Annotated in this window: 23 protein-coding genes; 21 read left to right on the top strand and 2 right to left on the bottom strand. The window is 43.9% G+C overall.

From position 1 onward, the window contains the following. The first annotated feature begins 23 nt into the window (after positions 1-23). A complete protein-coding gene (gene yfcE, locus MHH63_RS22525) occupies positions 24-572 on the top strand; it encodes a phosphodiesterase (protein WP_076185584.1) in 549 nt (182 codons plus the stop codon). Between the two features lie 13 nt (positions 573-585). On the opposite strand, the gene MHH63_RS22520 is transcribed toward yfcE, so the two are convergent. Continuing rightward, positions 586-1,224: a LysE family translocator gene (locus tag MHH63_RS22520; RefSeq protein WP_076302296.1), complete on the bottom strand. Its 639-nt coding sequence runs from the start codon at positions 1,222-1,224 to the stop codon at positions 586-588. A 19-nt stretch (positions 1,225-1,243) separates the two neighbouring features. Beyond that, on the bottom strand, positions 1,244-1,675 hold the full coding sequence (locus tag MHH63_RS22515) for an Lrp/AsnC family transcriptional regulator (RefSeq protein ID WP_076124705.1): 432 nt from the start codon (positions 1,673-1,675) through the stop codon (positions 1,244-1,246). 300 nt (positions 1,676-1,975) lie between these two features. On the opposite strand from MHH63_RS22515, the gene MHH63_RS22510 reads away from it, so the two are divergent. From MHH63_RS22510 to MHH63_RS22415, 20 genes are all read left to right on the top strand, one after another. Further along, entirely contained in the window at positions 1,976-3,004 is a 1,029-nt protein-coding gene (locus MHH63_RS22510) for an agmatine deiminase family protein (RefSeq protein ID WP_076302297.1), read from the top strand. Between the two features lie 53 nt (positions 3,005-3,057). Beyond that, positions 3,058-3,933 (top strand): N-carbamoylputrescine amidase, encoded by an 876-nt coding sequence (gene aguB / locus MHH63_RS22505; protein WP_076124702.1) that lies wholly within the window; start codon positions 3,058-3,060, stop codon positions 3,931-3,933. 227 nt (positions 3,934-4,160) lie between these two features. Continuing rightward, positions 4,161-4,976, top strand: coding sequence for a transporter substrate-binding domain-containing protein (locus tag MHH63_RS22500; RefSeq protein WP_076185591.1), 816 nt, complete (start codon positions 4,161-4,163; stop codon positions 4,974-4,976). Between the two features lie 93 nt (positions 4,977-5,069). Next, complete coding sequence (locus MHH63_RS22495) at positions 5,070-5,720, top strand: amino acid ABC transporter permease (protein ID WP_076185593.1); 651 nt, start codon at positions 5,070-5,072, stop codon at positions 5,718-5,720. A 10-nt stretch (positions 5,721-5,730) separates the two neighbouring features. Beyond that, complete coding sequence (locus MHH63_RS22490; RefSeq protein ID WP_076307988.1) at positions 5,731-6,453, top strand: amino acid ABC transporter ATP-binding protein; 723 nt, start codon at positions 5,731-5,733, stop codon at positions 6,451-6,453. A 155-nt stretch (positions 6,454-6,608) separates the two neighbouring features. After that, positions 6,609-7,055 carry a tellurite resistance TerB family protein gene (locus MHH63_RS22485; RefSeq protein WP_076124697.1) on the top strand — a complete coding sequence of 149 codons (447 nt, stop codon included), beginning with the start codon at positions 6,609-6,611 and terminating at the stop codon, positions 7,053-7,055. A gap of 124 nt (positions 7,056-7,179) precedes the next feature. After that, on the top strand, positions 7,180-7,776 hold the full coding sequence (locus MHH63_RS22480) for a TerD family protein (RefSeq protein WP_076124695.1): 597 nt from the start codon (positions 7,180-7,182) through the stop codon (positions 7,774-7,776). A gap of 29 nt (positions 7,777-7,805) precedes the next feature. Beyond that, on the top strand, positions 7,806-8,381 hold the full coding sequence (locus MHH63_RS22475) for a TerD family protein (RefSeq protein ID WP_036687420.1): 576 nt from the start codon (positions 7,806-7,808) through the stop codon (positions 8,379-8,381). Between the two features lie 57 nt (positions 8,382-8,438). After that, complete coding sequence (locus MHH63_RS22470) at positions 8,439-9,020, top strand: TerD family protein (RefSeq protein ID WP_036687422.1); 582 nt, start codon at positions 8,439-8,441, stop codon at positions 9,018-9,020. Positions 9,021-9,153: 133 nt separating this feature from the next. Further along, positions 9,154-10,434, top strand: a complete 1,281-nt coding sequence (locus tag MHH63_RS22465; RefSeq protein WP_248549139.1) for a TerD family protein — start codon at positions 9,154-9,156, stop codon at positions 10,432-10,434. 27 nt (positions 10,435-10,461) lie between these two features. After that, positions 10,462-11,202, top strand: a complete 741-nt coding sequence (locus MHH63_RS22460; protein WP_036687425.1) for a TerC family protein — start codon at positions 10,462-10,464, stop codon at positions 11,200-11,202. Between the two features lie 225 nt (positions 11,203-11,427). Beyond that, positions 11,428-12,636: an HpcH/HpaI aldolase/citrate lyase family protein gene (locus MHH63_RS22455; protein ID WP_232061116.1), complete on the top strand. Its 1,209-nt coding sequence runs from the start codon at positions 11,428-11,430 to the stop codon at positions 12,634-12,636. Continuing rightward, positions 12,581-14,023 carry a phosphoribosyltransferase family protein gene (locus tag MHH63_RS22450; RefSeq protein ID WP_081386325.1) on the top strand — a complete coding sequence of 481 codons (1,443 nt, stop codon included), beginning with the start codon at positions 12,581-12,583 and terminating at the stop codon, positions 14,021-14,023. Before MHH63_RS22455 ends, MHH63_RS22450 begins: the two co-directional genes overlap by 56 nt. Beyond that, positions 14,004-15,155, top strand: coding sequence for a cysteine protease StiP family protein (locus MHH63_RS22445; RefSeq protein WP_076302299.1), 1,152 nt, complete (start codon positions 14,004-14,006; stop codon positions 15,153-15,155). Before MHH63_RS22450 ends, MHH63_RS22445 begins: the two co-directional genes overlap by 20 nt. Then, the gene (locus MHH63_RS22440) at positions 15,152-15,985 is read left to right on the top strand and encodes an HAD family hydrolase (protein WP_036687429.1); all 834 of its coding nucleotides are present in this window, start codon (positions 15,152-15,154) and stop codon (positions 15,983-15,985) included. The genes MHH63_RS22445 and MHH63_RS22440 overlap by 4 nt, the downstream gene beginning before the upstream one ends. Then, positions 15,982-17,037 (top strand): ATP-grasp domain-containing protein, encoded by a 1,056-nt coding sequence (locus MHH63_RS22435; protein ID WP_076185601.1) that lies wholly within the window; start codon positions 15,982-15,984, stop codon positions 17,035-17,037. Before MHH63_RS22440 ends, MHH63_RS22435 begins: the two co-directional genes overlap by 4 nt. Positions 17,038-17,071: 34 nt before the next feature. Beyond that, positions 17,072-17,779 (top strand): hypothetical protein, encoded by a 708-nt coding sequence (locus tag MHH63_RS22430; RefSeq protein ID WP_076185690.1) that lies wholly within the window; start codon positions 17,072-17,074, stop codon positions 17,777-17,779. 11 nt (positions 17,780-17,790) lie between these two features. Beyond that, positions 17,791-18,891 (top strand): toxic anion resistance protein, encoded by a 1,101-nt coding sequence (locus MHH63_RS22425; RefSeq protein WP_036687432.1) that lies wholly within the window; start codon positions 17,791-17,793, stop codon positions 18,889-18,891. A 462-nt stretch (positions 18,892-19,353) separates the two neighbouring features. Beyond that, the gene (locus tag MHH63_RS22420) at positions 19,354-20,142 is read left to right on the top strand and encodes a formate/nitrite transporter family protein (RefSeq protein ID WP_076124688.1); all 789 of its coding nucleotides are present in this window, start codon (positions 19,354-19,356) and stop codon (positions 20,140-20,142) included. A gap of 192 nt (positions 20,143-20,334) precedes the next feature. Further along, positions 20,335-21,951 carry an ATP-binding protein gene (locus tag MHH63_RS22415; protein WP_076185603.1) on the top strand — a complete coding sequence of 539 codons (1,617 nt, stop codon included), beginning with the start codon at positions 20,335-20,337 and terminating at the stop codon, positions 21,949-21,951. Positions 21,952-21,996: the final 45 nt, after the last annotated feature.

The raw sequence follows: 21,996 nt of genomic DNA, 5'->3' as shown, positions 1-21,996 counted from the left end.
TAAGTTGAAAAGGAGAATACATGATGAAGTTAATGTTTATTTCCGACATTCACGGATCTTTATTTTGGCTGGAACGGGCTTTGGAAAAGGTAGAAGAAGAGCAGCCGGACAGTCTTATTATTCTAGGAGACTTTTTATATCATGGTCCAAGAAATCCGCTGCCGAAGGAATATAACCCACAAGAGGTTGCTAATAAGCTTAATGCATATAACAAAAACAAGCCTATAACCGCAGTACGTGGAAACTGTGACGCCGAGGTAGACCAAATGCTGCTGGAATTCCCGATGATGGGCGATTATATAATGCTTTTGCACGAAGGCAGACGGATTTACGCTACACATGGTCATGGCTTTAGCATTGAGCATTTGCCGGCGCTTTCCGAGAAGGATATTTTTATTCAGGGACATACCCATATACCAGTTGCCGATGTAAAAGAGGGAGTGTATGTGCTGAATCCCGGCTCCATATCGCTGCCTAAAGAGAATAATCCGAATTCCTATGCTGTTCTAGAGGGCGGGGAATTTATCGTTAAGGATTTTGAAGGCAATGTGGTAAAAAAGATTACCGTATAGTGAGAGGGATCGTTTAAAGGAACTCCTGAAGATTGAGAGATTGAATAAGGGAGACAATGCCAAAGGACAACATTACCAATCCGGATAGTTTGTTGAACATGAGCTGTTTCGACCGTCCTAACATTATGTTGGTTCTGAACAAAGCAGTGCTCCCTGTCAAACCCATCCACCATAATGCGGAACCCAGAAAGACGCCACTAACTAGAAACGGCATATTGGAGCTGCTATGAGACAGAAGGACGCCAGATGCGCTGAATATGCCAAGGAAAAAAATAATCGTCATGGGATTGGACAGCGTCAGCAACAGCGTTACTATGTATGAATTCAGTGAGCTTTTTGGGGAATTGGGTGCTGTGCTGTCTGTGTCTGGGGGTTCTAACAGCGACTTCATGCCAAGATAACAAATAAACAACCCGCCCAAGGCTTGCAGTACCGTTTTATAATCAACCAAAAAAGCGGTGAGGGCGGATAAGCCGAATCCGGCGATACTACCATAAACTGCGTCAGCTGTGGCCGCTCCCAAGCCGCAGCATAGGCCAGTTTTGAAACCTGAGCTTAAGGTTTTCTTGATGCATAAGATGCTGATAGGACCTAAAGGAGCCGCAATAGAAAGCCCCAGCAGCATTCCTTTTGCCATCCACTCCCAAGGCATAAGGCTTCACTCCTTTTATCTATTCTTCTTTTAACGTGGACAAAATAAATACGGTATTTGATCTTACAATGTCATGATTGGCCTTGAGTGTATGCGTTATAAAACCCTCCAATTCGGATAAGTCCGGTAGACCCACCTTCAAGAGATAGTCGTATTCCCCCGAGATATGATGACATTCCAGTACTAGCGGCGATTGAATAATGGTTGTGCGGAAGTGTTGGGTTTCAACTGAGCCGTGCAGCTGCACGAAAATATATACCAATAGGGTTTGTCCTATTGCCTTACGGTTTAACTTGACCGTGAATTGATCAATCACTCCGTTATTCTCCAGTTTACGAATTCTTTCAGTGATGGAAGGCACGGATAAATGAACGATTTTACTAATTTCGGAACTGGTCATGCGGCCGTTGCTTTTCAGTAATTCCAAGATTTGAAGATCGATGTCATCCATTGCAACTCACTCCTTTAAGCTAATTATATAAAATCCATTAGAAATGAAAATAGAATCACTAAAATAAGTAAAATTATTAAATGATATCCTGATTTATATTAAAATAATTAAATTTAGCTTCGTTGTAACGGATGAAACTTAAATTTTTTAACTGCAAAATGGGGGCTGCGCACAAAAAAAATTCCTTCCAACATTATTAATGTCCCAGGGAATTGAGCACTAGAACATATTATTGTATGATGAGGAAGGAGTTTTAGGGGTAGAACTGGCTCCAAATATATTAGTAAAGGTAGTTAACACATGAATCCTAAAGATTTGAACTATACAATGCCACCGGAATGGGGCAAGCATGAACGTACTTTTATCTCCTGGCCGGTGCAGGAATCTATGTGTTTCCCGGACAACCACGAGTCAGTGTGCCAAGGTTATGCTGACATTATCACAGCCATCGCCGAGTTTGAACCGATCACGGTTATTGTGAACCCGGAGGATGTGGAGCGGGTAGAACATTTGGTCGGCGGACCGAATGTAACGCTGCTGCCTATTGCGCATAGCGATGCTTGGCTGCGTGATAACGGACCTACCTTTATTGTTAATAAAGAAGGACAAATGGCAGGTGTGAACTGGAAGTTTAATGCTTGGGGCGGTAAATATTCACCTTGGGATTTGGATGACAAAGTGGCTCCGCAGATTCTGGAGCATGCGCAGATCACCCGTTTTGATGCACCGCTTGTGATGGAGGGTGGCTCGATTCATACGGATGGAGAAGGCACTTTGCTTACTACAGAAGAGTGTCTGCTTAACCTAAACCGCAACCCGGAGCTGAAGCGCGAAGAGATCGAAGAGTACGTGCGGAACTATACAGGTACAGAAGCTATTATCTGGCTGAGACGTGGCCTTAGTGGCGATGAAACCGATGGTCATGTCGATAATATTGCTTGTTTTGCTGCACCAGGCAAAGTTATTATCCAGGTCTGTGAGGACCCGCAGGATGAGAACTATGAGATTACGCAAGAGAATCTGCGTATTCTGGAGAACACTACAGATGCCAAAGGGCGTAAGCTGGAGATTATCAAGATTCAGCAGCCACCACGGGTCGATCATGACGGCAGTCGTCTGACGCTCAGTTATTTGAACTTTTATTTCGTGAACGGCGGAATTATCTTGCCTGTGTTTGGCGGCACCGCGACAGAAACGGATACACTTGCTGAGAAAGTGCTGGCTGGTTTGTTCCCGGATCGCAAGATTCGTACAGTTAACGGAATGGCCGTTATCACCGAAGGCGGAAATGTCCACTGCACTACGCAGCAAATGCCTGCACAGCTATAATTGAAGGAAACTAGACGTCCAAAGGGACATTTATATACAAGGAGGACAGATACTTGAGAAATGTAAAAGTAGCTGCGACACAAATGAGTTGTTCCAGCAATATTGAGGAGAATATCAGCAAAGCCGAGACATTGGTCAGAGAAGCGGCAGCACAGGGTGCGCAAATTATTTTGCTCCAGGAGCTGTTTGAGACCCCGTATTTCTGTCAAAAAGAGAAAGCTGATTATTACGCATACGCAACAGAGCTTGAGCATAACAAGGCGATTAATCATTTCAAAGCAGTAGCCAAGGAGCTGCAAGTGGTACTGCCGATTAGTTTTTATGAGAAAAAGAATTACGCGCGTTACAACTCACTTGCTGTAATTGATGCTGATGGAACGGTGCTGGGCAAATACCGCAAGAGTCATATTCCAGATGGCCCAGGTTATGAAGAGAAGTTCTACTTTAATCCGGGAGATACTGGCTTTAAGGTATGGAACACTCGTTATGCCAAGATTGGTGTAGGCATCTGCTGGGATCAATGGTATCCAGAAGCGGCTAGAGTAATGAGCCTGATGGGAGCAGAAATTCTGTTCTATCCAACGGCTATTGGGTCTGAACCGCAGGATGGATCGATCGATTCCAAGGATCATTGGCAGACCTGTATGCTTGGACATGCAGCTGCGAATCTTATTCCAGTCGTGGCTTCCAACCGTATTGGTGAGGAAATTGATGAGGATTCGAGCATTAATTTCTACGGCTCATCGTTCATTGCAGGTCCTCAGGGCAATAAAATCGTTGAGGCTGGACGTGAGGAGCAAACTGTGCTGGTAAGCGAATTCGATCTGGATGCTTTGGAAGTTGGCCGGATCGAGTGGGGAATCTTCCGTGACCGCCGGCCGGATCTGTATAAATTGATCGGTTCTTATGATGGAGATATCACACTTTAATAGGTTTAAAGTTAAATATGCTAAAGGCATTGCTAGAGAGAATACAATCTCTGGCAGTGCCTTTTTGTGTTTGATGAATTTTTTTGAGAGTGATGTACGCATAAAACGTATAAAATAATAATATTGTGTTATATAACATTACATAATTAAGAAAAGTTAATTGTCATGAATCCTTTAATCTGTTAAAATCTCTTTAAGTTATTTCCGAAAATAGGGGGAATGGGGATATGAAAATAAAAAGTCGTGTTTTAATGTCAGTTTTTATATCATTTGTGGTGGTTGCATTGGTAGGTTGTGGAGCAAATAACAGTAAAGCTGGTAACGAATCCTCAGCGGAGAAAATTAAGTTTGCCAGTGATGCCAGCTACGCTCCTATGGAGTATATGGACACGGATAAAATCAAAGGATTCGACATCGATTTCATTAAGGCAGTTATGGAAGAAGCGGGAATAGACTATGACGTAACGAACACAGGCTGGGAAACGATGCTGCAAAGTGTGAAGCAGGGAACGGAGTATCAAGCAGGGCTATCTTCAGTATCGATTACGGATGAACGTAAAGAAACCTATGACTATTCCATCCCTTATTTCGAATCTACCAATATGATTATGGTTAAAGAAGGCAGCGACATCAAAAACGCACTTGATCTTAAAGATAAAGTAGTTGCAATACAAGGGGCCACAACTGCAGATGACCTGATGAGCGGAATAATGGGTGTCGACAACCCTAACTTGAAACGTTTTGACAGCAATGCGGTGGCATTGATGGAACTGAATGGCGGAGGAGCCGATGCGGTTGTAGCGGATATTGCCATTGTACGTGAGTACATGAAAAACAATCCTAAGCAGAAGCTGGTGGGGATTGTAGACACGGAGAACTTCGGAGCGGAATATTACGGCATTCTTTACCCTAAGGGCAGTGAGTTAAAAGCGAAACTGGATCCGGCTATTAAGAAGGTATTGGAAAACGGAAAGTACGCGGAAATCTACAAAACTTGGTTCGGCGAAGAACCTAACCTGGATAGCTTATTGAAGGCAAAATAAGGAAAAAACCTAATAAGCATGCGTAATGATAGCTATTGCGCATGCTTATTTTTTTAAAGAGAGATGACATAAAGAAGAGAAGGGGAGAGTCCTATGGATTTTAGAATGGACATTATTATTCATTATTTACCCGTCCTTTTAAAAGGGACACTGCTGACTATCGGTATTTCTGTAGTTTCTATTTTATTTGGCTCTATTTTGGGACTGGGGATCGGATTCGGCAAAATGGCCCCAAAATGGTATTTGCGCTGGCCTTTTCATTCATATATCAATTTTTTTCGAGGAACACCACTGTATGTGCAGATTCTGATTGTTCACTTTGGATTGATTCCCCCGCTTTACGGCAAAACCAATGCTCTAATTACTGCGTTTGTTGCTCTGTCGCTTAATTCGGCTGCTTATTCGGCTGAGATTTTTCGGGCAGGCATTCAGTCGGTTGATCGTGGACAACGGGAAGCGGCTATTTCACTGGGGATGACTAGTCGGCAAGCGATGAGATTTATTATTTTACCGCAAGCGATCAAACGGATGGTTCCGGCTTTTGGTAACGAGTTTATTGTACTTGTGAAAGACTCCTCTCTTCTGGCTTTGGTGGCTGCACCGGAAATAATGTACTGGACCAACACGATGAAAGGGCAATATTTGCGGATATGGGAGCCTTATTTGACAGCGGCACTTATTTATTTCATTCTTACCTATTCTCTTAGCAAGCTGCTGAATTACGTTGAACGGAGGCTGAAATAGGATGGAGCCTATGATTTCAGTACGGAACTTACATAAATCATTTGGAACAAATACGGTGCTGGCCGACATAAGTATCGATATTTTCAGTCAGGAGGTAGTGGTGGTTATTGGGCCGTCCGGATCGGGTAAATCCACCTTTTTGCGTTGCCTTAATTTACTGGAGCAGCCGCAGGCCGGCGAGATTGTAATTGAAGGCACTTCTTTGATGGCGGCGAGTACGAAGATTAACGATATCCGTACAGAGCTTGGGATGGTGTTTCAGCAGTTTAATCTATTTCCTCATATGAAGGTTATAGAAAACATTATGCTGGCGCCGGTTCAGGTGCGTAAATGGTCTCCGGATAAAGCGCGGCAAAAAGCGCTTGAGCTGCTGCAAAAAGTAGGTCTAAGTGAAAAAGCAGAGATGTATCCAGCCTCATTGTCTGGGGGGCAGGCTCAGCGGGTAGCAATTGCAAGGGCGCTGGCTATGGAGCCCCAAATTATGCTCTTTGACGAACCAACCTCAGCGCTTGACCCGGAGATGGTGGGGGAAGTGCTGGCGGTGATGAAGGAACTGGCCCGTGAGGGGATGACGATGGTCGTGGTGACACATGAAATGGGCTTTGCGCGTGAGGTGGGGGATCGGGTGCTGTTCATGGAACAAGGTGAGATTGTGGAAGAAGGAAGTCCGGAGCAGCTGTTCGGAAATCCTAAGCAAGAACGGACACGATCCTTTCTATCGAAGGTGCTGTAATTTTGTGGAAAGTAGAATCTTGTTATTTTATCAGGTATATTAGAAGAGTAACGGTTATTTCAGGGATTTATATGCAAAATCTGTCGGAACGTGGAGAGGAGGCTCTTGGGATATCTTTTGTTATCATAATCTAGCAGTGATAGAGGGAGAATACGATGAGCACATTTAAAAACTGGTTGAATACAGCCAAAAGCGGACTTACAGATCAAGTGAAGAAATTCAAAAATAAAGATTTCATGAATGCGGTAGTTGCAGGCTGCGCTTTGGTCGCTGCGGCGGACGGTAAAATAGAAGAAGCAGAGAAAAACAAAATGGCCGGCTATATGAATATGAGTAATGAATTGAAGGTATTTGACATGAGAGATGTCATTGCTCAATTCAACTATTACGTAAGTAACTTCGAATTTTCACCAGAAATAGGAAAACAAGAAGCTTTGAAAGCGATCGCTAAGTTTAGCGGCAAACCAGAAGCGGGCCGTCTGATCGTGGGTGTATGCTCGGCAATTGGATCAGCTGATGGTGATTTTGATGATTACGAAAAAGCAGTTGTGCGGAATATTTGTGGCGTCTTAGGATTAAACCCTAGCGAATTCAGTTTATAAATTAGGTGAAGTCATAGATAAAAGTTCGTTGAAACGTAATTTATTCTTTATCGTATCACTGATATAACACCTAAAAGCTAGACTAACAGATAATGATTTTTATCGGAAACGGAGGTACGTTGATTTGGCTGGAATTAATCTGGTAAAAGGTCAAAAGATTGATTTGACTAAAGGTAATGCGGGCTTGTCCAATGTAATTGTGGGCTTAGGCTGGGATCCAATTGAAGCCTCGCGGGGATTCTTTGGAGTCAAGAAACAGGCGAATGTCGACTGTGATGCCTCAGCACTGCTGTTAAATGAGGATGGTAAGCTAACTAAGAAGGGTAACCTGATCTGCTTCCACAACAAGCAAAGTCCTTGCAACTCGGTCATTCATTCCGGAGATAATCTGACGGGTGAAGGCGACGGAGATGACGAGCAAATCATGGTTAATTTGAAAGCCATTCCTGCCGATGTTCACAAGGTTCTGGTTGTCGTTAACATTTACGATGCGGTGAATCGCAAACAGGATTTTGGAATGATCAAATCAGCGTATATTCGGGTAATAAATGCTGCCGGGAATAGTGAGTTGATTAAATTCAACTTGTCTGACAACTACACAGGTTTTACGGCACTTATTTGTGGAGAGCTTTACCGCCAAGGTGGAGAATGGAAGTTCGCTGCAATTGGTGAAGGCAGCCACGCCGCTCATATCAATCAACTTGCAGAACGCTACGTATAATCCAAATATAAGAAAAGAGGTATGTAATCATGGCAATTAATCTATCCAAAGGTCAAAAAATCGATTTAACGAAAACAAACCCAGGTCTATCCAAAATCACAGTAGGTCTTGGTTGGGACACTAATAAATATGACGGCGGAAAAGATTTCGATTTGGACGTATCCGTCTTTTTGACCAATGCTAGTGGTAAAGTTGATAAAGAAACCAACTTCATTTTCTTCAATAACAAGCAAAATGAGAATGCTTCTGTTGTTCATACCGGAGATAACCGTACAGGTGAAGGCGATGGTGATGATGAGCAGGTTCAAGTGGATCTTCAGAACATCCCTGCTGATGTAGACAAAGTAGCTTTTACTATTACAATTTATGATGCTGAAGCAAGAAGCCAAAACTTTGGACAAGTCTCCCGTTCCTACGTACGTATCGTAAACGATCTGAACAATGAAGAATTGATTCGTTTCGACCTAGGTGAGGATTTCTCTATTGAAACTGGTGTTGTTGTAGGCGAATTGTATCGTAACGGTGCAGAATGGAAGTTCAATGCTATCGGCAGTGGCTACAAAGACGGCTTGAGCGGTTTGACTCGCGACTACGGCCTGCAATAAATTTCATTCTGCATGCTAAAGATGAATTGAATTCATAAATGAAAGAAGGTTTTGTCAGTGACGATCAGTCTCTCTAAAGGACAACGGATTGATCTTACCAAGACTAATCCGGGTTTGACGAAGGTAGTAGTAGGATTGGGCTGGGATACTAATAAGTATAGCGGCGGCCAAGATTTTGACCTTGATGCCTCAGCCTTTTTACTGCATGAAGATGGTAAGGCCAAGGGCTCCGATGATTTTGTATTCTACAACAATCCTTCGGGTGGCGCAGGTTCCTTGACTCATACGGGGGATAACCGTACAGGTGAGGGTGACGGAGATGACGAGCAGATTGTTGTTGATTTCAGCAAAATCCCTGCTCATATTCAGCGCATCGGAATAACGGTAACGATCTATGATTATGAAACTCGGGCACAAAACTTTGGACAGGTTTCCAATGCTTTTGTACGTGTAGTAGATGCTTCTAATGATCGTGAAGTGCTTCGCTTCGATTTAGGTGAAGACTTTTCAACTGAAACAGCTGTTGTATTCTGTGAGTTCTACCGCAATGGTGCGGATTGGAAGTTCCAGGCGATTGGAAGTGGCTTTGCCGGCGGTCTAAGCGCTTTATGCAGAAACTATGGACTGGACGCGCAATAACATCCAAGTGGGCGGGGTCATTACCGATCCTGCCCTTTTTCTAAATATTTAGAGCAGTACAGACTCCACTTTGTGGGGTTCTTTTTTACAAAATTATTAGTTGGTTTACTCCATTTATAAAGGTGGCGTAAGAATGAGTGTTAACGTAGTCAAAGGGCAAAAAGCTGATCTGACCAAAGGCAATGCTGGACTTCATTCTATAATCGTAGAGATTGGCTGGAATGCTCCGGCTGCTCTGGAGATTGATAGCTCTGCTTTCCTGCTTGGATCAGAGGGTAAAGTAAGTAAAGACGAGGATTTAATATTTTATAATAATCCAGCCACATCTTATATTAGGTATAAGGATGTGCCAGGATTCAATGACCGCAAGCAATTCGAAGTTCAATTGGATAAGATTCCTTCCGATGTGATGAAGATTGCCTTTACACTTACCATTTATGATGGGGAGAAAAGGGGTCAAAGTTTTGGGCAAGTTAGTCAGGCTTATTTTCGGATTCTCAATCAAGTGACAGGTGCGGAACTGCTCCGATGTGATCTCGACAATCTTTTCTCCGTGGAAACGGCCATTGTGGTAGGGGAATTATATAGATATAACAGTGAATGGAAGTTCAGTGCCATTGCAGCGGGGTTTGCCGGAGGTTTGAAAGAGATATGCAGCAACTTCGGTATTGAAGCGAATGAGGAGCCTGCTCCTGCTGCTCCACAGCCGGAGGTTAAGCCGCAGATTCCACCACAAATCTTCGCAACGCCGCCTGCGCAGCCAGTGAAACGTGAAGAGAGCTCTCCAGCCACACCCCCGCCTTCGCCAATGAATCTCAACTTGAAGAAAATCGAGCTGAAGAAAAAAGGCGATTCCATCAATTTGAAAAAATCAGCCAGTGGTGATTTAGGGGAAGTGTTGATTAATCTCAACTGGAACCAGAAGCAGGGCGGACTCTTTAGTCGTAAAAATGGCGTAGATCTAGATCTTGCTTGTCTGTATGAACTGAAGAATGGCAGTAAAGGAGTGGTACAAGCGTTGGGCAATGCCTTTGGCTCATTGAATCAACCTCCTTATGTCATGCTTGATGGGGATGATCGGACAGGCTCCGTAACTACTGGTGAGAATTTGCGTATAAATGGTATCAAAATTTCCGAGATTGAACGCATTCTAGTGTTTTCCTTTATTTATAAAGGGGTAACCAACTGGTCGGAGGCCGATGGGGTTGTCACCATCAAACAAGGCGGAGGACCTGATATCATTGTAAATTTGGACGAGCATAACAACCGAAAAGGGATGTGTGCCATTGCGTTATTCCGGAATGTAAGCAATGAAACATTTAGTGTTGAACGGCTGGTGCAATATTACAGTGGTCATCGTGAGATGGATGAAGCCTATGGCTGGGGGCTGCGCTGGGTTGCGGGCAGCAAATAATCGATTTTACCGGAGGCGCAAAGTGTAATGGATTGGTTCGCAGATTTTTTTAGAAATATTAGTGAGAATTACGGGCATTTTTTCTCATGGAGTGATGTAGTAGGTACACTCTCTGATCCTGTGAGCTGGGGGATTATCGGGAGCTTAATTCTACTAGAAGGTTTGCTCTCTGCAGATAATGCGCTTGTGCTTGCCGTTATGGTTAAGCATCTACCTAAGGAGCAGCAGAAAAAGGCGCTTTTCTACGGTATCTTAGGGGCTTATTTGTTCAGATTCCTGGCCATTGGACTAGGGACATTTCTTATTAAGTTTACTTTGGTTAAGGTTCTTGGTGCACTGTATCTCTTTTATATCGCATATAAAGGTTTATTTAAGGGCAGTGGCGAAGAGCATACGGAGAATAAAGGCACTTCTTTTTGGAAGACAGTTCTCCTTGTTGAATTAATGGATATTGCTTTCAGTATTGACAGTGTTATTGCAGCATTTGGACTTAGCGATCAGGTTTGGGTTCTCTTTATGGGTGGTATCTTAGGGGTTCTGATGATGCGCGGAGTGGCGCAGGTATTCTTGAAGCTTATTGATAAATTCCCTGAATTGGAACAGGCAGCGTTCCTGCTTATCGCCATTATTGCGGGTAAGATGCTAGCAGGTGCTTTTGGTTTTGAATTGCCGCATGTCGTATTCTTTACAATCCTTATAGCGGTATTCGTGGGTACGATCCTCTATAGTGCTAGACGTAAGAAAAAAGATGCCCATAAAAGTGCATGATTAAAAAAGTAATTGCACCATAGAGAAGTCGGAGCCGATCATGCAAGAATAGAAACGCCTGCTTCTTTCAGGTAATCGTATATGTTATAGCGTAGGCCTTCACTTATATTTGAGAGAGCCAAGATGCCATCCCCAAGGGAGAGTATTGCCGGTTCTGACACTCTCTATGAGGAGAGGTCTACGCTTGTTTTGCTTGGCTTCGCAAAACTATAAGGGGGAACCGATTTGAGATACTTCGATTACCTGACGAAAGAACAAGAAATCTCTTTGTTTTACACTCCGCCTATCTCATTTGATCATACCACGAACAAGGAACTGCTAGCCTACGCTGTCGGCGCTGCCCTCTATATGCCGGCTACCCGTGCAAGTGTTGCAGAAGACATCATTAAGCTCAAAAATGCAGGTCTAGTGACGGTTATTATAGATCTGGAGGACGCAATCGGAGATGACCAGGTTGACAATGCAGAGGAGTCTATTATCCAGCATCTTATTTACCTAGCTGCTTACGCAGAAAATGAGCTGGATTCATCGAACAGCCTCCCGCTTCTTTTTATACGAGTACGTAACCCGGACCAACTCCGGCAAATGATTTTCCGCTTGGGATCCTTGGTAACGATGTTAACAGGGTTTGTATTTCCTAAGTTCTCTGTGGACAATGGAATTCAATATTTTGAAACGTTAGCTGAGTACAACAATACGCGTGGTTATAATGATCCTGTGCTTTACGGGATGCCAATCTTGGAAACTGCACCTATTATTTATCGGGAAAGTCGAGTGGACAGTCTGCTATCTATCCGTGATTTACTCCGTAATTACCGTGAGCTTGTCCTAAACGTCAGAATTGGGGCAACGGATTTCTCCAGCCTGTTCGGACTGCGTCGCAGTCCTGATGTTAGTATTTATGATCTTACTCCTATCCGTGACTGTATCTCGGACATTATCAATGTGTTTGGGCGGGTTGAAGAGGGATATGTGATCTCAGGACCTGTCTGGGAGTATTTTGCGAATAAAGGTCATCGAGTTCTCCGGCCGCAGCTGCGGCAGACGCCATTTGAGGATACTTACGGCAAAAACGGCCGTGATATGCGGAATAGCTATATCTCGAGCAGTGTGGACGGGCTAATTCGTGAGGTTATTTTGGATAAAGAGAATGGAATTGTGGGTAAGACGATTATCCATCCTTCTCATCTCAGACCTGTTCAGGCGATGTATACGGTGATGCATGAGGAATACGTCGACGCTTTAAGCATTGTAGAAAGTAATGATGGCAGTCTGGGCGTATTTAAGAGTCAATATTTTAATAAAATGAACGAAATTAAGCCCCATCTGAATTGGGCAAGACGAATTTTACTACGATCTCAAATATACGGGGTGTTACATGAACAACAGCATTTTGTCGGATTATTACCCGAAAACGAATTTACGCACGTATAACATAGTCGAGAACCTGCAAGTGAATGTAACCGAAACCTTTAACCCCTTTCATATGCCTCTGGATTCTTTATTTTCGATGGCGGCGCGAATTAATAAAAAACGAACTTTTCTGTTTGTCAGTAAGGTGCTTGGCAAGCATATCCCCGTCGATCCGTATACTTCACTTCTAAGCGGAGCAGCGTTGGCGCTGCTGTTATATCAGGAGATGAACGGTGATTCCGTGGATAGTGATCGTATGACAAAGTTATTGGATATGGCGGTTCATGGGCTGATTCATCCTGAATTTGCTAAGGAAGCCTATCAGCATTTACTAGCGGCCCGGCTGGTTTTGCCCAAGCCTGTGGTTTTTATTGGATTCGCAGAAACGGCAACTGCACTGGGTCACAGTGTGTACAACATCTTTGCTGAGCAGGCATCCTATATTCATACTACGCGTGAGCATATTCCTGATTTGGAGTCTGTTGTAAGTTTTGTAGAAGAGCATTCCCATGCAGTTGATCATCTATGTTATGCCTTGGATACCGAACTCTTATCTGGGACAGAGCCCATTATATTGGTAGATGACGAGATTACGACCGGGAAAACCGCGATCAATACAATTCGAGATATTCAGTCAAAATTCCCGCGGGAGGAATATGTGGTAGTCTCTCTTCTGGATTGGAGAAGCGGCAGCAATCTTCAACACTATAGTGAGCTTGAGCAGGAGCTGGGGATTCGCATTAAGTCGTTATGTCTGCTGCAAGGGAATATTGAAGTGATAGGTTCACCGGTGTTTAATAAGGATACTGAGCAGCTGGATAGAGAGGCCATTTTTGAGTGTGAGGTTGTAACTACTTATGCTCAAGATGGAATGGAACGACTGGAGGTGTCCTCTATCGATTCCTATGGTGAGATCAACACAGCGCCGTATATGAAATATAGTGGACGGTTCGGAATGGAGTCACAGGATAATCTGGAGCTTGATCAGGGTGTGAAACGAATAGCTGAGCAGCTGCGGCAATTGCGTAGAGGACCGAAAGCCTTGGTAATGGGTGTAGGAGAATTTATGTATCTTCCGATGAGAGTGGCGGCGGAAATGGGGGAAGGGATTGCTTACCAGTCTTCCACTAGAAGTCCAATCCACCCTGAGCGTCGGCCGGATTATGGGGTACATAGTGCTGCTGCGTATCCTTCAGCTGGTGATCCGGAAATCACAAACTTTATTTATAATATAGCTCCTGGTCAATACGATGATATATTTGTGCTGATTGAGCGTGATGTACCGCATGAGCGTATGAAACCTATGCTTGATATACTGAAGAAACTGGCCCGCCATAAAGTGCATCTTATTGTACTGACCTCGGAAAGAAGAAGTGGAGGCCCTACCTATGAAGGGAACAGTAACTGAAGAAATTCTAAACAGAAGTATAGCCGAACCGGTTCCGCTAGGCAGCTATTCTCCGTCAGATGTTATATTTTTGCTTAAGGATCTGAGCGATGTTTCACTGGAGCGGGCGACTGACGAAAGAGAGGCCGCCATTCAATCAGGCGTACACTACTCTGAGATGCTGCCCGTGGAATATCAGCCTACTGAGCAGTATATTGAGTTATTTCACGAGACGCTGGAGCAATCTGCGGAGAAGGTCGCTCTAGCAGTAGCGGTAGTCTCTGAGATGATTGTCGCTCAAAGGGGACTTGATACGGTGTTAGTCTCTTTGGCAAGAGCGGGAACACCAATTGGTGTACTGATTAAGCGTTATATCCAAGAGCGATATGGTGCTGATCTGCCGCATTATAGTATCTCTATCATTCGGGGCAAGGGGATTGATGAGAACGCAATCCTTTATATTCTGCAAAAGCACGGGCTTGACGCTGATTTGCAGTTTGTCGACGGATGGACGGGGAAAGGGGCTATTCGCCAGGTATTGATTGAAGCGTGCAACAGCCTGTATGAGAAATATGGCATTCGGCTAAATGATGACCTGGCCGTATTGGCTGATCCCGGGAACTGTTCAGGCACGTTCGGGACTAGAGAGGATTATCTTATTCCTAGTGCATGCCTCAATTCTACGGTGTCAGGATTGATGAGCCGGACAGTGCTGCGCGATGATTTAATCGGTCCGGAAGAATTCCATGGGGCTAAATTCTACAAGGAATGGCTCGATACGGATGTATCTAATGTATTCATTGCGGCGATCTGCCCGTATTTCTCCTCCGTTGCGGAAGAAGCACAAGCGATTGCTGAACAGATGCAGCAATCCCCGCCAGAAATTACATGGCAGGGCCTGCGTGATATTCAGAGTATTCAAGAAGTGTTCGGCATAGATAACATCAATTTGGTCAAGCCCGGAGTCGGAGAAACTACCCGAGTGCTGCTGCGCAGAGTACCGTGGAAGATTCTTGTCGATACTATGGATAATCCAAATCTTCGTCATATTATTCTCTTAGCAGAGGATAGAGGGGTTCCAGTAGAAGTATTCCCTGGACTCACCTACTCCTGTTGCGGGATTATTAAGCCGCTGAGAGGTGAGACGGAATGATCTATGCCAGTGATTTGGACCGAACGTTAATCTATTCCTTAAATGCAATCGGTGTCCCGGAGAATACTCCGGGCCTGGTTCCTGCGGAGGTTGTGGATGGTAAGACGGTTTCATACATTTCGCAAAAAGCATTGGCTGATCTGATGGAGCTTACTTCCCGTATTATCTTTATGCCCGTTACAACACGTACCATAGCGCAGTATAAGCGTATTAATCTGTTTCAAGACACGATTATTCCAGACTACGCGATTACTAGTAATGGCGGAAATATTCTGATTGGTGGCGAAGTAGATAAGAGCTGGAGAGCTTCGGTGGGCAGGCTTGTTCAAAACGAATCGGCTGCGGCAGAAGAAGTTAGAATGCACGTTAGGTCTGTAGTGCACGAGGAATGGATCATTAGTGAGCGGTATTGTGATGATTTATTTTATACTTTTGTGGTAGTGCGTGATTTATTACCTATGGATGAGATCACGAATCTGGCAGAGCGATTATACGATTTGGGCTGGCGGGTATCCTTACAAGGACGCAAGCTATATGTCGTTCCTGCCGCTGTGAATAAAAGTGATGCGATTGTTCATGTGCGCCGGACGGTTCGTTCAGAACCGATGGTAGCATCGGGAGATTCCTTGTTGGATAAGAGTTTACTAGAAAGTGCGGACTATGCGATTGCTCCTTGTCATGGAGAAATATTTGCAGAGCAGCAGAGTGGTCTTGTAAAATCAAGGTATCCCTTTACGAAGCAAGCGGGTGTTTTTGCTGGTGATGAAATTCTACAGTATGTAAACATGATCTATAATAACTTAACCGTATTGGGAGTTGGGCCACTATGAAAAAGGTAAACATTTATTTCAATCGCTGGTTTTCCGTCGCTTACCATTATATGAATCTCATCCGCAATAATGAGGATGGCGTTCCTGTACAAATCTTCGCCACGCATCCTGATATTCACCATATGTCCCTTCAAGGTGCTGATGTTGCTGGGACTGAACCAGCACTGACTGGAATAGAATATGTTCAATTCTGCGTGGATTTCTGTCGCCGCAATGAGATCGATATCTTCATTCCACGGTTACATATGCTGGATATAGCTTTGCATGCTGCGATGTTTGATGCGATTGGCACCAAGGTTCTGGTCTGTAGAGATTTGGACTTATTGGAGACCATCATGGATAAGGGGAAGTTCTACGAAAGTGTTAAGGAAACAGGGATTATGACAATTCCTGATTATCATGTGGTGAGTACAGCAGAGCAGTTCAAAGAGGCTTATCATGATCTTGTAGCCAAAGGACACCACGTATGCTTTAAACCCACGGAGACAGAGGGAGGCCTTGGCTTCCGTATCATTGATAACACACGTAGTCCTTTACAGGAGCTGTTTGGTCATGTAACTCCGCTGATATCCTTCGATGAGGCCTATCGTATTCTGGGAAGTGAACCTACATTCCCTGAACTTATGGTGATGGAATTGCTGGAAGGTTATGAATACAGTATAGATTGCTTGTCAGATGAGAATGGCAGGCTGTTAGCGGCTGTACCCCGTCGTAAAGCTGGCGGTCGTCTGCGGCTGATGGAGCATATTCCGGAGCTGGAGGAGATCGCTTCCCGGGTAGCAGAGGTATATAAAATACCTTTCAATTTCAATATTCAAATGAAGTATAGTGGTGGAATTCCTAAACTGCTGGAGATTAACCCCCGGATGTCTGGAGGTCTTCATATTTCTTGTCTGTCTGGAATTAACTTTCCATACCTGGCTGTCAAAAGTGCACTCGGCGGAGAGGTCCAGCCTGCGGAGTTCGGCGATAATGTGCTTGCCAGCCATGTAGAGCAGCCGCTAATTATGAAAATAAACGGCGAATCCGTAATTCCGGATCCCGTGAATTGAGCGTTCGCAATCTCGCTCACAAGAGGTGAGAAAAATTAAATTTAAATCGAAAGTGTTGCTGTATGCCGGTATTGGCTATGTTGTCGCTGTATTGACGAGTTCTTTTTTGCCTGAGTTACTCTCCTTGCTGTTGCCTGTAGCGGGTGCAGCGGTAGGGGTTCTTGCAACGAGAAGTCCAAGAACCAACCTTCCGGCTGAGGTGCTGCCAGCAGGTCCAGAGACGTTGCCTGTTGCTCCAGCTCCCTCTGCAAATGCTCCGCAATTACCTAGTGCGGCAAATAATGCTGCACCAGGTAATCCGGGCAATAGTGGTAGAACTGAGGCCGAACCAACGAAGATTGGACCGGAATTTGCTCCAGTAGTTGAGTACCTTAGCATTCTGGAAGATATGATTATCTCCGAGGGGCAGAAGGATACTCTGGACAATGAAATTGTCGAGAAATCACTGGCGCTTTTTGCGAGACTTCAACGTGTAATTCCGCTGCTGCAGGAGCTCAATAATGGCGATATTAATCATACGGTCCGCAGATTGATTCTGAAGGATTTGAATGGTGTGATTAACCCATTTTTGCGCCTAAGTGGTGAAGCAAAGACGAAGAATCGGAGAACGCTGCTGAACGGTCTAAGAGATGTTGATTCCAAAATATCGGATATTGCTTCGACGATCGAACATAAAGACCTGATGGAACTTCAGACGAAGGCGGAACTGATTCATCAGCGGTATAGCAGTTCCGAATTATAGGAGGGAAACCCATGTCCACGCAGTTGATCCAATTAAAAAAAGAAGATGAACAAAAGGTAGTCGAAGAAGCCGCACAATTGATCGAGAAGGTATCTCAGACAGATACAGTCACGTTGGATTCTTTAATGGATGATATTGGGAAGCTTGGGGTGAAGACGCAGGAAAAAGCAGGCCAAACGCTCAAGCTGCTGGATCGTCCGGTAAATGACCTGATGTCCGGTAAGCGTGTTGAAGTGCCTAACATGATTATGAAGCTGCGGAATGAGTGTGAAAATCTGCAACAGAGTAAGAATGTTAGCTTTTTCGGCAAAATGCTGCGGAAGAGTCCGATGAAGAACTATGTGTACAAATATCAGTCTGTCCGCACGAATATTGATGCGATTGTTACTGGTCTACGCGACGGCAGAGATACCCTCGAAGAGAGTATTGTAAATATGCGCCAGCTGAAACGTACCTCTATGGAGGAGATCTATAACCTTCAAACCAAAATTGCCTTCGGCAATAAGCTAAAAGAGCTGTTCGAGGTGGAGATTGCAAAGCCTGAGAATGAGTTCCGTAAAGCTTATCTGGAGCGTGGTCTGCGTAAAGTGATGGTTCGTATTCAGTCCATGACAGAGATGATTCTGCTCTACAATCAAGCGATTGCTGCTACAGATATCATCAATGACAATAATGATAAACTGATCGATTCCGTAAATAATGCGATTGATAAAACTTCTAATCTGATTACAGTGTCGGCAATGATTGCGATGTCGCTGGCCGATCAGGAGAATGTTATCAACGCTGTAGAAGCAACAAATAAGACGATTGAAGATCAGTTTAAAGAAAATGCACGCTTGCTGCGTACGACTACAGAAAAAACCACCGAGCTTCTATCCAAACCTTCCATGTCTATGGAAGCCGTGAATCAAGCGATCGGGGATCTGCTTAGCGCATTGGATACTTCGGAACAGTCAAACCGTCGTATTATCGAAAGCTGCCAGGATTATACATCCAAAATGACGACGATCAATACCCAACTGGGCAATCGTCTAGGACTCAATGAAGCGGACAAGCCTGAGGCGCTGAAACAAGGTGAAGCAGAGAGCCAACTGAGCAGCTTCTTGAACTAATTATTTTAAAAAAAGTCCGTAAAAATATAGCAGCGCAGTGAGCCTTCATTTCTGGGGGTTCGCTGCTCTGCTTTTTTTTGGGATATGGGGTAGCTCGCTTCAACTGCTGCATAGGCGTAAACGTGATCTAATCAAATGAAGTTTACTGTAGCCAAACATAAAGCCCTATCCAAATACATAAGTTGTCACAAGACTACATGTGGAGGAAGTGGGGATAGGCTATGGTTTTAGGCTGTTTGATACTCGTGCTTATCATCGTCGCCAGCAGTGAAAAAGCAGAAGCCATTGCTAAAATGAATGAAGACAATTAGCAAGAGGTAGCTTCGCTTCCCCGTAAGTATTCAGGGATTTTTTGCCGCGAGTTGGTTCAAGTAATTTCCAGCGGGTTATTGGGTATAATAACGTAAGGCTGTCGATTAGCCCATAATCAGCTGGAAATACCAAAATCCCTAAGGAGGTCACATGGAGAACGAGGCACTGCTTCAGGTTGAACAATTAGCACTTAAGAAACAGAAGATATTCCGGCAAAGCGTAATGCGCTATATTGCCAGAGCCATGCTGGCCAGTATGTTTATCGGATTCGGTGTAATTGTAGCATTTAAGACAGGCAACTATTTCTTTATGGAGCAATCTCCCTTTGCATATCCAATGGCTGCGATTACTTTCGGAGCGGCTATTATTCTAATTTCTTTTGGTGGTGGGGATTTATTCACCGGAGATACTTTTTATTACACATACACGGCACTAAGACGGAAAATGAAATGGTCTGAGGTTGTCCGCATGTGGATCATGAGTTATATCGGTAATATTCTTGGGGCTGCCGTTTTTGCCTTGCTGATTTTTTTGACAGGACTGTTCTATAGCTCAGATGTAAACGGTTTTTTGCTATATGTAGTGGAGCATAAGATGGAAGCCCCGGCAGGTCAGCTTTTCTTTCGGGCTATTCTTTGTAACTGGCTCGTTTGTATGGCTTTTTTTATACCGATGAATATGAAAGGCGATGGGGCCAAAATGTTCGCCATGGTCTTATTCGTATTCTGTTTTTTCATCTCCGGCTATGAACATAGTATTGCCAATATGTGTACCTTTGCGATTGCGCTTGTACTTGATCATCCCGGAACGGTATCGTGGTATGGCGTGGTGCATAACCTTGTCCCCGTTACGATCGGCAATTTAATTGGCGGTGGCGTACTGATGGGGGTAATGTATTATTATGTGAATAAACCTTTTTTGGATGACACTAAGCATTAACTGAAAAATAGAAAATAATAATTCTCCAAAACTTCGCTCTTGTATAGGGGTGGAGTTTTTTTGTGCAGAAAGTTATTTTTTAACATTGGGATTATTTGATTTTTAAGGATTGAAAAGGATTAGAGGGAGAGAGGTAGAATACATAATTATGCAATGCAAAATTGAAGATTCATACAGAATGGGGTAAGGGCTTTGGATGAGACAACAGGGATACTGACGGATGAGACCATTATTAAGGCTTCCAATCAGCATTGTATTGACCAAGGAATTGATCCTGAGCAACCGCCTGTCTTTGCAAAGGGATATTCTACTGATGAATTGGGGGCACAGCTTAGCGCATATAGTGAAGTGATTGAGGTTATCGAATTTTTTGTCAAAAAATTTCTTTCCTCAGTCAAAGGGAACCCGATCCTAGTTACGATTTCGGATGATGCAGGTTATCTATTGGCGTTCCAAGGAGATGCGACGATTATAGATCTCGTAGGACAGGTAGGCATCAAAGAAGGCGTGCAGATGAATAAAGAGGTGGGTACCAATTCAATCGCTTTAGCCCTTGAATATCAGAGGCCATTCCAGCTGACAGGACGAGACCATTTCCATCATATTTTGCATCATTTAGTATGCTGTACAGCTCCATTTTATAAAGAAAATGGGCAAGAAATTTTAGGTACAATTTCATTTATGGCAGATATAGATGTAGCCCATCCCCATTTGCTGCCTCTGCTCTGTACGATGGCTGACTCGATTGAACGTGAGATTTTGTTGCGGAGAGGGAATTCTCAGCTGCAATTATTAAATCGGATTTTGCTAGAGACCAATTACTTAGGGGTAATCATAACAGATCAATTCGGAACAGTCGTGAATATAAATGAGAACGGTTTAGCTATGCTTCATTTGGGTGGTGAGCATCAAGAGTCTGTTGTTGGAACTAGTGTCTTTGAAATTAGGAATGTGGGTGCATACTTTCAACATGTCATCATACATCATGTCGCATGTGCCGGGTTAGAAGTGATTCAGGAGAAAAACGGGTTGTTCGAGCATTATATGTTAGATGTACTACCCGTTTACGATGGGAATGGTTACTTAGCGCGTGTGATTGGAAGTTTGCGCAACATCACGGAGATGAAAAGAACGGAAGAAGTGCTGCGCAATACAGAAAAGCTAGTGGTCGCAGGACAACTGGCTATGAGCATTGCACATGAGATCCGCAATCCTCTGACTACTGTGAAAGGGATGCTTCAACTGGCTAATAAAGATTCACGTCTGTTGCATTATGATCTCATTATGTCAGAAGTGGAAAGAATGAATCTTATTGTGAGCGAGTTTCTTATTCTGGGTAAACCGCAGGCTGCGCATTATATGACTGAACAATGTAGTACGATCCTGCTGGAAGTATTGAATATCTTCGCGATTCAGGTGGAGATGAATAATATAGCGTTAAATACAAAGATCCATTATGATGCTGAGATCGAATGTGACCGCAATCAGATTAAGCAGATTTTCCTCAATATCCTAAGAAATTCAATGGAAGCTTTGCCTTTTGGTGGGAGCATTACAGTGACTCTTGATGTGAAGGATGAATTTCAGGTGATTACCTTCACCGATAATGGAGAGGGTATGAACAAGGAAGTTCTGGAGAAATTAGGAGAGCCTTTTCACACGACTAGAGGCGATGGGAATGGACTTGGCTTCATGATTGTCAAAAAAATCGTGACTGCCCACAGAGGATATGTGGCAATAGCTAGTGAAGAGGGAGTGGGCACGGCCGTTACAATTTATCTTCCGATGGCACATTCATACCACAAATGAAACAGCAATAATAATTCATAATTAAAAAGACTCTTCCGCCCATAT

The organism is Paenibacillus sp. FSL H3-0310 (genome assembly GCF_038002785.1).
Classification (GTDB): Bacteria; Bacillota; Bacilli; order Paenibacillales; family Paenibacillaceae; genus Paenibacillus_AQ; species Paenibacillus_AQ odorifer.
This window is presented reverse-complemented; position numbering and strand designations above follow the sequence as displayed.

Bases quoted from the DNA above. Each gene is read 5' to 3' on its own strand.
- MHH63_RS22485 (WP_076124697.1), top strand. From the start codon at position 6,609: ATGAGCACATTTAAAAACTGGTTGAATACAGCCAAAAGCGGACTTACA.
- MHH63_RS22420 (WP_076124688.1), top strand. From the start codon at position 19,354: ATGGAGAACGAGGCACTGCTTCAGGTTGAACAATTAGCACTTAAGAAA.
- MHH63_RS22435 (WP_076185601.1), top strand. From the start codon at position 15,982: ATGAAAAAGGTAAACATTTATTTCAATCGCTGGTTTTCCGTCGCTTAC.
- MHH63_RS22495 (WP_076185593.1), top strand. From the start codon at position 5,070: ATGGATTTTAGAATGGACATTATTATTCATTATTTACCCGTCCTTTTA.
- MHH63_RS22445 (WP_076302299.1), top strand. From the start codon at position 14,004: ATGAAGGGAACAGTAACTGAAGAAATTCTAAACAGAAGTATAGCCGAA.
- MHH63_RS22425 (WP_036687432.1), top strand. From the start codon at position 17,791: ATGTCCACGCAGTTGATCCAATTAAAAAAAGAAGATGAACAAAAGGTA.
- MHH63_RS22510 (WP_076302297.1), top strand. From the start codon at position 1,976: ATGAATCCTAAAGATTTGAACTATACAATGCCACCGGAATGGGGCAAG.
- MHH63_RS22500 (WP_076185591.1), top strand. From the start codon at position 4,161: ATGAAAATAAAAAGTCGTGTTTTAATGTCAGTTTTTATATCATTTGTG.
- MHH63_RS22465 (WP_248549139.1), top strand. From the start codon at position 9,154: ATGAGTGTTAACGTAGTCAAAGGGCAAAAAGCTGATCTGACCAAAGGC.
- yfcE (WP_076185584.1), top strand. From the start codon at position 24: ATGAAGTTAATGTTTATTTCCGACATTCACGGATCTTTATTTTGGCTG.
- MHH63_RS22440 (WP_036687429.1), top strand. From the start codon at position 15,152: ATGATCTATGCCAGTGATTTGGACCGAACGTTAATCTATTCCTTAAAT.
- MHH63_RS22490 (WP_076307988.1), top strand. From the start codon at position 5,731: ATGATTTCAGTACGGAACTTACATAAATCATTTGGAACAAATACGGTG.
- MHH63_RS22475 (WP_036687420.1), top strand. From the start codon at position 7,806: ATGGCAATTAATCTATCCAAAGGTCAAAAAATCGATTTAACGAAAACA.
- MHH63_RS22450 (WP_081386325.1), top strand. From the start codon at position 12,581: ATGAACAACAGCATTTTGTCGGATTATTACCCGAAAACGAATTTACGC.
- MHH63_RS22520 (WP_076302296.1), bottom strand. From the start codon at position 1,224: ATGCCTTGGGAGTGGATGGCAAAAGGAATGCTGCTGGGGCTTTCTATT.
- MHH63_RS22460 (WP_036687425.1), top strand. From the start codon at position 10,462: ATGGATTGGTTCGCAGATTTTTTTAGAAATATTAGTGAGAATTACGGG.
- MHH63_RS22515 (WP_076124705.1), bottom strand. From the start codon at position 1,675: ATGGATGACATCGATCTTCAAATCTTGGAATTACTGAAAAGCAACGGC.